The following is a 12,352-nucleotide window of genomic DNA, read 5'->3' as shown; positions in this document are numbered from 1 at the left end:
CGAACGGGAAAAAGGGGGCGCCGAAAAAAAAAAAGGTCCTTTCTTCCTCTCACGTAAGCAGCCACCACGCCCCGGTTGTTTTTCTTCCCCACTCCGGGTGTTTAGTTCTTTCCCCCCCCCCCCCCCCCCCCCGGATGTGTGTGGTCGAGAGAGTAGGCGAGGGGTACGACAAGCGAGCGGACGCCGGCGAGTCGCTGCTGATTACGGTCGCAGGACGACCGAGCACCTTGTTGGGTCCGGCAGAGCGAAGACAATGGAACAACTTCGTCGACGTAGCCGACGTCTCGACTCGGAACACGACCCGGCCCTTGCGGGCGATCTGATCCACGGTGCTCGGCCGATGACCCGAAAGTCGAGGATCTTCGAGGCATCGAAGAACTGGTCCAGATCGGCACCCCCTGAAACCATCGATTCGTTCACCCCGACGACATGTGCGGTTCCCACAACACACGTCAGCGCGTCGGTTACGGTCGGAAGCATGAGCAGCTTCCGTGCTCGATATTTCTCAGGAGAAGTCTGAAGTGAACATCGTTTCTCGCGTCGCCGCCAGTGGAATCCTCGGTCTCGCAGCTGCTCTCACCCTTGCGTCATGCTCCGAGCCTGCGGCCCCCGAGGCCGGCGGAGACGGTGCGAGCGGCACCCTCACGGTGTACACCTCGGAGCCGCAGGCCAAGATCGATGCGCTCAACGCCGAGTTCACCGCCGAGAATCCTGGCATCGACGTGCAGGTGTTCCGTGCAGGAACCGGCGATCTCAACGCGCGCATCGCCTCCGAACGGCAGACCGGTTCCATCGGTGCCGATGTTCTGCTCGCCGCAGACGCTCCGACCTTCGAGAAGTACAAGGCCGACGACTTGCTGCTGCAGTACACCCCGGCCGACGTCGATGCGCTCGATCCCGACGTCGTCGATCCCGACGGCTACTACGTGGGCACCCGCATCATTCCGACGGTCATCGCGTACAACACCGGGGCCGTCTCGCAGCCTCCGACGTCGTGGAAAGAACTGGCCGATCCGCGGTACAAGGGCCAGATCACGCTGCCCAATCCCGACGTGTCCGGCGCGGCAGCGTTCAACACCGCGGTGTGGCTCGGCCAGGAAGACCTCGGGCTTCCGTGGCTCACCGACCTCGTTGCCAACGAGCCCGTGGTCGCCGAGAGCAACGGCCCCGTCGCTCAGGCGGTTGCGGCAGGCACCCAGCCGGTCGGGATAGTCGTCGACTACCTGGTGCGCGAACTGGCCGAGAAGGGCTCGCCCATCGCCGCTTCGTATCCGACCGATGGCGTCCCGTACATCTCCGAGCCCGCCGGAATCTTCAAGGACTCGGCCAATCAGGAGGCCGCACAGAAGTACGTGGACTTCCTGGTCAGCAAGCGCGGTCAGGAGATCGCCGTCGAGCAGCAGTACCTGCCGGTCCGGTCCGATGTCGGCACGCCCGAGGGCGCGCCTGCTCTCGACGACATCGCACTGCTGAACCCGGACCTCGACACCATCACCGCCTCGCAGCCCGATGCCGTCGCTACGTTCAACGATCTTCTTGGCTGACCGCGTCACCTGGGTACGCGCCTGCCTGTGGCTGGCCGTCCTGGCTCTGATCGGCGCACCGCTGGCCGCCGTGGTCTCGATCGGACTCGGTGGCAACCACATTCAGGAGCTGCTCGACGGAGGAATCGCCTCGGCTGCGGCCAACAGTGTCGTATCTGCAGGTCTGTCGGCGGCAGCGGCGGTGGCGATCGCGACGATCATGGCCCTCGTTCTCGATCGCACCGATCTGCCCGGTCGCTCGGTACTACGTCTGATTCTGCTCAGCCCGTTGCTGATTCCGCCGTTCGTCGGCGCGATCGCGTGGACGGGACTGCTGGGCCCGAGCGGAATGATCAACTCGTTCTGGAACGAGACGTTCGGCGGCGGACCGCTGTGGAACATCTACGGCGGTGACGGCGTGATCTTCCTGCTGACCGTGCACTCGTATCCGCTTGCGTACCTGATCATCTCGGCAGCACTGCGACGAGTACCGGGCGATCTGGAACAGGCGGCTCGCATTGCCGGAGCATCACCGTTCCGGGCCATGCGCGACGTGACGCTGCCACTGCTGCGCCCGGCCCTGCTGGCATCACTGACGTTGACGGCCGTATCCAATCTTGCGGATTTCGGCATTCCGGCCCTGATCGGATTGCCCGAGCGCTACGTCACGCTCTCGACCATGGTGTACCGATACATCCAGTCGGGTACCGTCGATCGACCGCTCGAAGTGGTCTCGACCATCGGCATCGGACTCCTCGCACTCGCCGTGGTCGCAGTCGCGATCGATCGCATTCTCGGCCGCCGGTCGATTCAGTTGGACGGCGCAGTCACGGCCCCACAGTTACTTCCGCTGGGTTGCAGTCGAATTCTGGCAGGCGTCGCTGCATGGATCCTTGGGCTGGCCCTGACGGTGCTGCCGATCCTGACGCTGGCAACTCAGGCATTGTTGCCGGCCCCCGGCGTACCGCTCACCTGGGGAAATCTCACGCTGCAGAGTATCGAAAGTGCCGTCACTGCACCGGGAACCCTGGTGGGCATTCAAAATTCGGTGACGCTGGCCCTCGGGGCGGCTCTCGTCTGCGGATTCCTCGGCTTGGCCATCGGCGTGCTCACCACCCGCACCCGATCCCGCGACAACGTCGGCCTCGACCTGGCTGCCATGCTGCCGCAGGCAATTCCCGGCCTGGTCATCGCCGTCGGTTGGTTGATCATCGGACGCTACACCGGACTGTTCGACACCAAGTGGGTCATCTTGTGCGCCTACGTCATGGCGTTCCTCGCGATCGTCGTTCAAGCCGTCCGTGCGCCTCTGAGTTCCACGCCGACGGCCCTCGAAGAAGTCGCGAGATCCTCCGGCGCATCACATCTTCGGTCGCTCTGGGACGTGCCGTGGAAGATGGCGATCCCCGCCGCAGTCACCGGAGCGGTGCTCGTAGCCCTCACTGCAGTGCGCGAGCTGACCATGTCGGTGCTCCTCGTCGCTCCGGGCACACAGACCCTCGGCGTATCCATATTCAACCTGCAGCAGGCCGGCGACTACAACGCCGCCTCTGCCCTGTCCCTACTCGTCGCGCTCGTCGGATTCGCTGGTCTGGGCCTGGTCGCCTCCACCCGAGCCGGACGCCCGCAAATCCGACGCCGATAAGAAGGAACCCGATGTCTGCCATCACGATCGAACATCTCGGCCTCCGGTACCACGACGGCACGGTCGGCGTGGAGGGAATCGATCTCGACATCGCCGACGGAGAGTTCGTTGCACTCGTCGGGCCGTCGGGCTCGGGAAAGACCACACTGCTGCGCACAGTTGCCGGCTTCCTGACGCCCACCGCCGGTTCCATCTCCATCGGCCCGGATGTGGTGGCAAGCGAACGCGTTTCGACGCCTCCCGAGTCCCGCAGGCTCGGGATGGTGTTCCAGCAGCATGCGCTGTGGCCGCACCGCACCGTCGGCAGGAACGTCTCCTACCCACTCGAATTGTCCAAGGCATCCAAGGCGGAGCGCACGAAGAAGGTCGCCGACGTGCTCGGACTCGTCGGACTGCCGGGGCTCGAGAAGCGGGACCCCGCCACTCTCTCCGGTGGCCAGCGGCAACGCGTTGCGCTCGCTCGCGCTCTGGTCTCGTCGCCGCGGGCGCTGCTCCTCGACGAAGCTCTCTCGGCATTGGACGAGCCTCTACGCGATCGCCTTCGCCTCGAGCTTCGGGCGATGACGCGCGCAGCAGGGTTGACCGTCGTACATGTGACGCACGATCGCACCGAGGCCCTTGCCCTCGCAGACCGGGTGGTCGTCCTCGATCAGGGCACCATCGCGCAGGTCGGTACACCCGAGGACGTGGTGCGTGCCCCGAAGTCGGCGTTCGTCGCCCGCTTCCTGTCCGACGCCACCCTCATCGACGGCACCGTTGCCCACGGCACCTTCACCTCCGGCTCCCTCACACTGGCATCCGACGGCACCGGACCCGGGACACTCGCGGTCCTGCCGACCGACATCGAGATCGTGCCCGACGGCGGGATCAGCGGCACCGTGACCTCCTCGCTGTTCGGACGTGATGCCTGCGATGTGCTGGTGCGCAGCGACGACGTCGACTTCCGCTGCTCGGTTCGTGGACCGCGTCCACAGGTGGGCGACACCGTCGCCATGACCGTCCGGCGGTCGTTCTTCTACCCGCACTAGCTCTCCTGGACCGCGGACCGTTCGGATCTCCCCCCGAGCCCCAGCAGACCCGTCACTGTGATGCACCAGACAGGAATATTATTTGCTTAGCGCATGTATGTATATATATGGTTGCAGACAGCAAGTAAATCGAACTCAGTGTTGGAGTACTCATGGCAGTTCAATCCACGACGGCGGAGTCGCTGGTCGAAGAGGTCTTCCTCTTCGGGCGCACGCTGAAGCGGGCCGTGACCACCGGAGTCGAGGATTCACCGTTGCCACAGGCGCTGACCGGAGTTCTGGCCATCCTTGCCACCGAAGGTGAATGCAGACAGACCGACCTCGCCAGCAGGCTCTGCGTCAGCCAGTCCGCCCTCAGCCGGCAGATCGCGGACCTCGTCGACCTCGGCTACATCGATCGGCACCCCGATCCGGACGACCGAAGGGCGTCCCGGGTCTGCGTGTCGGACGAAGGTCAGGCTCGACTGAAACAAATTTGGGACAGGCGAGCACGACGCCTGGCAGAGATGTTGAGCGAGTGGAGTGAAACCGAGGCCCTCGATGCCCTCGATTCCATCCGCAAGCTCAACGACACGTTCACCGAAGACGCCCACGCCCAGCACCAGGACGTGGCCCGCATTGAATTGATTGCGAGATAAGACATGACCACAACAGCGGAGAATCCGCCCAATCAGGCAGTCGCCGATCCCGATGCGATGTCGCATCGCCAGATCCTCGAGGCCCTCACCGGTCTGCTGGCCGCGCTGTTCACCGCGCTGCTGAGCACCACCATCGTTTCGACCGCACTCCCGACCATCATCGGTGACCTGAAGGGCTCGCAGACCGCGTACGCCTGGGTCATCACCACCGCACTGCTGGCCAACGCCGCGTCGACGCCCATCTGGGGCAAGCTCGCCGACCTGTTCAACAAGAAGGTCCTGGTTCAGAGCGCGATCGTCATCTTCGTCGCCGGCTCGCTCATCGCCGGCTTCGCGCACAACGTTCCGCTGCTGCTCGCCGCTCGTGTGGTGCAGGGCATCGGCATGGGCGGTTTGACGGCACTCGTCATCGCCATCATCGGCACCATCGTCTCCCCGCGTGATCGCGGTCGCTACTCGGGTTACACCGGCGCTGTCATGGCCGTGTCGATGTCCGGTGGCCCCATCCTGGGCGGCGTCATCGTCGACAGCCCCCTCGGCTGGCGCTGGTGCTTCTTCGTCTGCGTGCCGCTCGCTGTCATCGCCCTCGGCCTGCTGCAGAAGACACTGCACATCAAGACCGTCCGCAAGGACAACGTCTCCATCGACTGGCTCGGCGCACTGCTGCTGACCGCGGGCGTTTCCGTTCTCCTCGTGTGGGTTTCGTTCGCAGGCAAGGCGGACTACTACGACTGGATCTCCCGTGAGACCGCTTACCTGGTCGGCGGCGGAGTTCTGCTGCTCGTCCTGACTATCATCGTCGAGGCTCGGCACAAGTCGCCGATCATCCCGCTCAAGATCGTCACCGAGCGCACCACCGGCCTGGCCATCGTCGCGTCCATCGCCGTCGGTGTCGGCCTCTTCGGAGCCACCACCTTCCTCGGCCAGTACTTCCAGACCGCTCGCGGCTACACCCCCACCGAAGCCGGATTGCTCTCGATCCCACTGGTGTTCGGCATGCTCGTCGCCTCCGTCGGCTCGGGTCAGCTCATCACCAAGTTCGGAAAGTGGAAGCCGTTCATCGTCACCGGTTCCGTTCTGCTGGTCGTCGGATTCCTGCTCCTGGGCACGATCGATCACGCCACCAGCCTGGTCACTGTCGGAATCTTCATCACCATCGTCGGCCTGGGTACCGGCATGCTGATGCAGAATCTCGTTCTCGCAGTGCAGAACACGGTCAGCGTGCAGAACGTCGGTGCAGCATCGTCGACGGTTGCCTTCTTCCGTACCTTCGGCGGCGCGATCGGCGTCTCGGTTCTCGGCTCCCTGCTGGCTACCCGAGTGGCCGAGAAGTCGGCGTCCGGTCTGACTCAGCTCGGCGTGGACAGCTCGGCCAGCGGCGGCGGCTCACTCGATCTGACGTCACTGCCCGCACCGATCGTCAGCGTCATCCGCACCGCCTACGGTGATGCGACCGGACGCATCTTCATGATCGCCGGCTTCGTTGCGATCGTCACGCTGATCGCAGTGATCTTCATCCCGAATCGCCCACTGCGCCAGACGATCGACATCGCCTCGACTCCCGCAACAGGACCGGTGGACGAGTCGAAGGATCAGTTCGCCGAGATCCCGTCCTTCGGTGCAACGCAGGAGTACGTCTCGACCGACTACGAGACAGAGTACGAAACCGATCGTCGCATCGAGAGTCGCCGCATCGAGGGTCGGCACGAGGCCCAGCCGGGGCAGCGCCCCTTCGAGGGTCTGAGCACCGACGCACGTGATCGACTGCTCGCCCTGCTGTTGCCCGAACCCAAGGACACGTTGGCCGCACTCGACGAGGCCGAGACCATTCGCGCCGAAGTTGTTGCACTGCAACAGGAACTCGATGCGAAGATGATCGACTTCGACGCAGTGTGCGAGCGGCTTCGTCGCCTCGGACTCAGTGAGGAGCAGATCGCTCGGGTGTTGGGAGACAACCACATTCCCGACAGTCGCAATCACTACGCCAATGCCGGACTGAACGGCCACAGCGTCAACTAGGCCCAGCACGACGAAGAATTCCCCGCACCCCGTCAGGAGTGCGGGGAATTTTCGTTCTCTATGCTGGCGGAACAGACCGCCCACCTTTTTCCCGGGAGCACCTTCCATGACACGACGTTCCCAGTTGTCCGCCGCCGCGGTGCTCCTGGCAACAGCCATCGTCTGCGCGGCGTGCGCGGCCGAGAAGCAGCCGCCTCCGGCCGGCACACCGGTCGACGGTGCCACCGGAGCGGCACCCGGTCTGGGATGGACCCTGTCGCCCTCGGACCTCGACGTGTCGGACGGGCAGTTCCGCGATCCCGTGCGAGGCAGCACGACCGACTCGATGGAATCCGGCTCCATCACCGACGGGTCGACGGTCGTCACCCTCGTCGGCCGTCCGGACGGACGAGAGTACCTCGATGCCACCCTGGTGGGTCTCGACATCGCCGACGGGGCGGTGCGCTGGCGTGTTCCGGCGGACGACATCGTGGGCTGCGGCAGGGAATTCGTCGACGGCGACGTCGTCTGCTATCGCGGCAACGACGGGTCGGGTTCCGAAATCCTCACTGTAAGCGGCGAATCCGGAGAGTCGACCACTCGGGACGCAGCATTCCCCATCACGAATCTGACGACGTCCGGCGGCCGCGTCTACACCTCGCATGCGGCGGACGAGGGTGCCGAGCCAACAGTATCGCGCGGCACCGCGGACGCTCTCGACGCCGACTGGTCGGTGCAGTTCGACTCGGCGCAGTCGCTTCACGCCTCCACGCTGCACACGGATAACGGAATCGGACTGTTCGACGACGATCAAGGCCTCTTCGCCTTCGACCTCGACACCGGCGACAATCTCTGGTCCAGAACAGCTCCCGATTGCGTTCGGTCCGGCGCTGCCTCGCTCGACGGCAGAGTTCGGGTGGTACGGACCGACTGCTCCGACCCCAGCACTGTCACGGGCTCGGAGGTCGTCGATACCGATGGAACCGCGCTCGCTGCAACGGCTTCCGTCACCCTGCAGCAGCCGTCGTTCGATTCTCCGGCCGAGTCGACACCGATACTGCTCGGCACCGGCGGATACCGACCGTCGGTTCCCGATCCGGTGTGGACCAACGACGGTCTGGTCTGGGCTGTTCCAGCGGACGTCTCCGAACCCGCCGCGCGATTCCTGGAAACGAACGGGCTCGCCTACGCCGTCGCGGGTTCGGTGGCGCTGCTCCGCAACAACGACACGGCCACCGAATCCGCAATCGACCTCGACACCGGAGCCACGTTGTGGAGTCGCGAGTCCGGCGGATTCGCCGAGGTCGGCGCACTGGACGGCGACGTCGCCACTCTCTTCGGCCCCGAGGTACTACGCGGCATCGACGTCAGAACCGGAAACACCGTGTGGGACATACCCACGACCGCACTCGACGACGAGGGAATCGATCTGCAGTCGTGGCCGACGTTCGACCGAGTCGGAACCGACTCGGTCTACAGCAGGGCACTGAGCATGTCGGTTCTACGAGCTACGTAGAACCTCCCCCGTCGTCGACGCCGCGGGGCCGGTCTACCGACCCGGGATGTACTTCAGCGCCTTGACGAACGGCGGCATGATCTTCGCCCACAACTTCGGCGGAAGTCCTCGCGGTCCACCGAGATTGAGCAGACGCGTCGTGGCGATCGTCTGCGATTCCGTGTACTTGAGCAGGCCCTCGGTGCCGTGCCTGCGGCCCATCCCGGACACACCCATGCCGCCCATCGGCGCGCCGGTGGTTCCCCACGTCGGCGCGTAGCCCTCGTCGACGTTGACGGTGCCCGAATGCAGCCGCGCCGCAATGGCTTCACCCTGCGCCTTGGTCTTCGCCCACACACTGGCGTTGAGTCCGTACTCGGTGTCGTTGGCCTTCTCGATCGCCTCGTCGACGTCGGTGACGGGGTAGATCGACACCAGTGGCCCGAAGGTTTCGGTTGCCGCGCACTCCATGTCCTCGGTGACGTTCGCCAGCAGCGTCGGCTCGTAGAACAGCGGGCCGATGTCGGGGCGAGCCTTGCCGCCTGCGATCACGGTCGCGCCCTTGACCTTTGCGTCGTCGACGTGAGACGAGACGGTCTTGATCTGATCCTCGGAGATGAGGCTGCCCATCTCGACGCCGAATTCGTAGTCGGCTCCGAGGGTCATGTTGCGCACCCGCTGACCGAACTTCTCGGTGAACTCCGCGGCGATCGACTTCTCGACGTAGATACGTTCGATGGAAATACAGAGCTGACCGGAGTTGGAGAAGCAGGCTCGGACGGCCGCGTCGGACACTTCCCGCAGGTTCGCACCCTTGGCCACGATCATGGCGTTCTTACCGCCGAGCTCGGCGGAGAACCCGATGAGTCGACGCCCCGCCTGCTCGGCCAGCAGCTGACCGGTGGCAGTGGAGCCGGTGAACATGACGTACTCGGTGTTCTCCACCAATGCGGTTCCCACCACCGAACCCGGCCCCGGCACCACGGCGAACAGGTCACGAGGAAGACCTGCCTTGTAGAGCAGTTCGACACAGGCGAGGGCGCAGTACGGCGTCTGACTGTCGGGCTTGAGTACCACTCCGTTGCCGGCCAGCAGGGCCGGAATGGCGTCGGACACTGCGAGGGTCATCGGGTAGTTCCATGGGGAGATGATCCCGACGATTCCCTTGGGCTGGTATCGAACTCGCGTCTTGGTCAGCACCGGCAGCATGCCGGTGACCTTCTTGGGTGCCAGCAGCTTCGCGGCGGTGCGCGCGTAGTGCCGCGAGGTCATCGCAATGTCGAGAACTTCTTCGAGAGCCGCGGCACGAGACTTGCCGGTCTCGGCCTGCGCCATGTCCATCAGCTCGTTGCGATGGGCGAGCACGAGGTCTCGGTAGCGGTGGAAGATCTCCGCGCGCTCGGACACCGGGCGCTTGGTCCATGCCGCCTGAGCTGCGCGTGCGCGTGCAATCGCTGCCGTCGCATCAGCAGCGGTACCGACCGGGATGGTCGCCAGCTCCTTGCCGGTGAAGACCTCGGTGATCGTTTTCGTCGGACGCGCTTCGGCGTCGGGAATGGCGATGAGATCAGCGAGCCGAGAGAAGGTCGAGGCGGACGGTGCAGGCATTTCGATGTCCCTACTGGTGAGTAGTGTTCGGAGTAACAGACAACCTACCTGGTCTTCGGCTCAGTTCACAGGGTCGAAGTCGGCCTATCCTGTGGCACGATGGGCAGTGGTCTACCGGACGTCGGGGCGTACGGAGCTACTGGGGTGGGAAATACATGCGCAAGGCATTCGTTTTGGCCGGAGCTGCAGCATTGATGCTGTCGTTCGCAGGGTCGGCTCAAGCAGATCCACTTCAGGACTTCATCTCGCCGCCGAGCGATCCCGATGCATATCTCCCCACCTCACTCGGTGATCCATGGTTCGATCCGCCTGCCGGATACGAGAATCTCCAGCCGGGAGCAGTGCTCAACCGTCGTGATGTCGCGGTGACACCCGGGGCGTCGTCGGTGCAGTTGCTCTTCCGCTCGACCGACTCCAAGAACCAGCCCATCGCGGCGTCGACGACGGTGCTGACTCCCAACGCACCGTGGACAGGAGGCGGTGACCGGCCCGTCATCGCGTACAACGAGGCAACGGACTCGCTCGGAAACAAGTGCGCGCCGTCGTACACCCTCCCGCGGGGCAACAACAAGGAGATCGATCAGGTACGGATTCTGCTCGATCGCGGCTACGCCGTCGTCGTCACCGACTATCAAGGACCTCGGCAGGCCTACTCGGCCGGTCTCGTCTCCGGACACACCGTGCTCGACGGCCTGCGCGCCTCCCAGAGCGCGGGAGTGGGCGCGGATGCACCGATCGGCATCACCGGCTACTCCGGCGGTGCCATCGCCTCGGGTTGGGCAGCGCAGTTGGCTCCCGAATACGCACCGGAGTTGAACATCGCCGGCGTCGCGTTCGGCGGTCCGCCGACCGACTACAAGATTCTGCAGACCTCGTTGAACGGTCAGATCGGATCGGGCTTGTTCACGGCGGCGACAATCGGACTGTCCCGGGAGTACCCCGAGATGCGGCAGCTCGCCAACGACAACGGCAAGCGACTGGCTCTGGCGCAGAAGGATCAATGCGTGGATGTGTTGTCCTACACGGGACTACTGCTGTTGGATCAGCGAAACCTCTCCAGCGTCCCTGACGTCTTCGAGCACCCGATCACCAAGGCCGTCGTCGAGGAAAACCGGATGGGCCAGAAGAAGCCGGACGCGCCGACGTACATCTACCAGGGCCTACAGGACTTCCTCATCCCCAAGGAAGGCGCCGAGGCCGTGCAGGACCAGTGGTGCGCCGCAGGCGCTTCGGTCCATCTCGAAGAGGTCCCGGGAGACCACACACTCGCCCAGTCCAACGGCCGTCCCGGCGCATACGATTGGCTCGCACAACGTCTCGCCGGCGTGCCGACCTCCGGCTGCGAACGCGTGATTCGCTAGTAGACTCGAGCTTCGTCTTGACCCTCACGCCACGGGAGGCAGCACAGTGTCCTTCGTGAGTGATTCGGCAGGCATGCAGGTCGGCGCGGTCTCGAAGTTGGTGGGTGTCAGCGTCAGAACGCTGCATCATTACGACGAGATCGCGCTGGTGTTGCCATCTGGGAGAACCCCCAAGGGCTATCGGACGTATTCGTCGGCCGATGTCGAACGGCTGCATCAGGTACTGACCTACCGCGAACTCGGGTTTCCGCTCGAGGTCATTGCAGCGTTGCTCGACGACCCGGCGGTCGACGCCATGTCGCATCTACGTCGGCAGCGCGACCTGCTCAGCGAGCGGATCGATCACTTGCACGCAATGGCTGCGGCCGTGGACAAGATGATGGAGGCGAAGAAGATGGGTATGCAACTGACTCCCGAGGAGCAGCGCGAGATTTTCGGAGACAACTGGCCCGGCGAGGAGTACGCCGAGGAGGCCGAGCAACGCTGGGGCGAGACGGACGAGTGGAAGCAGTCGCAGCAGCGAACGGCGTCGTTCACCAAGGACGATTGGAAGGCCGTCAAGGAAGAGACGGACCTACTGGAAGCGGATCTCGCTGCCGCGATGCAGCGGGGTGTGTCGCCGGACTCCACCGAGGCCGGGGAACTGGCCGAGCGTCATCGGGCATCGATCGAGCGGTACTACGACTGCGGTTACGAGATGCAGGTGAACCTGGCGGAGATGTACATCGCCGACGAGCGATTTGCCAAGCACTACAACGATATTGCCGCGGGACTGGCGCAGTACCTTCGCGACGTCATTGTCGCGAACGCTGCCCGTCAGGGTTGACGCGGGCCATCGCGGACCGCTCGTGTGCGGTCGATCCACCCCAGACTCCATGCCTTTCGTCCGTATCGAGTGCATGTTGCAGACAGCGCGCGATCACGGGGCATCGATCGCACACGAGCTTGGCCTGTCGCTCCAGGTTTCTCAACGAGTATCCCCGCAGCCCCCGGGGCGGGTAGAACATCGAGACCGGCATCGAGCGGCAGGCAGCATTCATCTGCCAATCCCACTGT

Annotated in this window: 10 protein-coding genes; 8 read left to right on the top strand and 2 right to left on the bottom strand. The window is 64.4% G+C overall.

The genetic code is table 11. The annotated features are described in order from the left end of the window. Positions 1-521: 521 nt before the first annotated feature. The 6 genes from CH305_RS09315 to CH305_RS09290 all read left to right on the top strand — a co-directional run bounded on the left by CH305_RS09315 (position 522) and on the right by CH305_RS09290 (position 8,348). Positions 522-1,544 carry an ABC transporter substrate-binding protein gene (locus tag CH305_RS09315; RefSeq protein WP_032401456.1) on the top strand — a complete coding sequence of 341 codons (1,023 nt, stop codon included), beginning with the start codon at positions 522-524 and terminating at the stop codon, positions 1,542-1,544. After that, positions 1,537-3,168, top strand: coding sequence for an iron ABC transporter permease (locus tag CH305_RS09310; RefSeq protein ID WP_256983633.1), 1,632 nt, complete (start codon positions 1,537-1,539; stop codon positions 3,166-3,168). The genes CH305_RS09315 and CH305_RS09310 overlap by 8 nt, the downstream gene beginning before the upstream one ends. An 11-nt stretch (positions 3,169-3,179) precedes the next feature. Further along, entirely contained in the window at positions 3,180-4,196 is a 1,017-nt protein-coding gene (locus CH305_RS09305) for an ABC transporter ATP-binding protein (RefSeq protein ID WP_094703466.1), read from the top strand. A gap of 152 nt (positions 4,197-4,348) precedes the next feature. Further along, the gene (locus CH305_RS09300) at positions 4,349-4,834 is read left to right on the top strand and encodes a MarR family winged helix-turn-helix transcriptional regulator (RefSeq protein ID WP_032380909.1); all 486 of its coding nucleotides are present in this window, start codon (positions 4,349-4,351) and stop codon (positions 4,832-4,834) included. Between the two features lie 3 nt (positions 4,835-4,837). Then, entirely contained in the window at positions 4,838-6,853 is a 2,016-nt protein-coding gene (locus tag CH305_RS09295) for an MDR family MFS transporter (protein ID WP_256983632.1), read from the top strand. Between the two features lie 106 nt (positions 6,854-6,959). Next, a complete protein-coding gene (locus CH305_RS09290) occupies positions 6,960-8,348 on the top strand; it encodes a PQQ-binding-like beta-propeller repeat protein (protein ID WP_094703465.1) in 1,389 nt (462 codons plus the stop codon). A 33-nt stretch (positions 8,349-8,381) separates the two neighbouring features. Here the strand turns inward: CH305_RS09290 and CH305_RS09285 are convergent, their stop codons facing one another. Further along, complete coding sequence (locus tag CH305_RS09285) at positions 8,382-9,935, bottom strand: succinic semialdehyde dehydrogenase (RefSeq protein ID WP_094703464.1); 1,554 nt, start codon at positions 9,933-9,935, stop codon at positions 8,382-8,384. A 155-nt stretch (positions 9,936-10,090) separates the two neighbouring features. Here CH305_RS09285 and CH305_RS09280 point away from each other — a divergent pair, with 155 nt between their 5' ends. Both CH305_RS09280 and CH305_RS09275 read left to right on the top strand, forming a co-directional pair. Continuing rightward, positions 10,091-11,296: a lipase family protein gene (locus tag CH305_RS09280; protein WP_094703463.1), complete on the top strand. Its 1,206-nt coding sequence runs from the start codon at positions 10,091-10,093 to the stop codon at positions 11,294-11,296. A 73-nt stretch (positions 11,297-11,369) separates the two neighbouring features. Beyond that, positions 11,370-12,122 carry a MerR family transcriptional regulator gene (locus CH305_RS09275; protein WP_094703498.1) on the top strand — a complete coding sequence of 251 codons (753 nt, stop codon included), beginning with the start codon at positions 11,370-11,372 and terminating at the stop codon, positions 12,120-12,122. Here the strand turns inward: CH305_RS09275 and CH305_RS09270 are convergent. After that, a complete protein-coding gene (locus CH305_RS09270) occupies positions 12,091-12,336 on the bottom strand; it encodes a WhiB family transcriptional regulator (protein WP_256983635.1) in 246 nt (81 codons plus the stop codon). The two genes, CH305_RS09275 and CH305_RS09270, sit on opposite strands and share 32 nt — an antisense overlap. Positions 12,337-12,352 lie beyond the last annotated feature (16 nt).

This window comes from Rhodococcus sp. 15-649-2-2 (assembly GCF_002258645.1).
Classification (GTDB): domain Bacteria; phylum Actinomycetota; class Actinomycetes; order Mycobacteriales; family Mycobacteriaceae; genus Rhodococcoides.
This window is presented reverse-complemented; position numbering and strand designations above follow the sequence as displayed.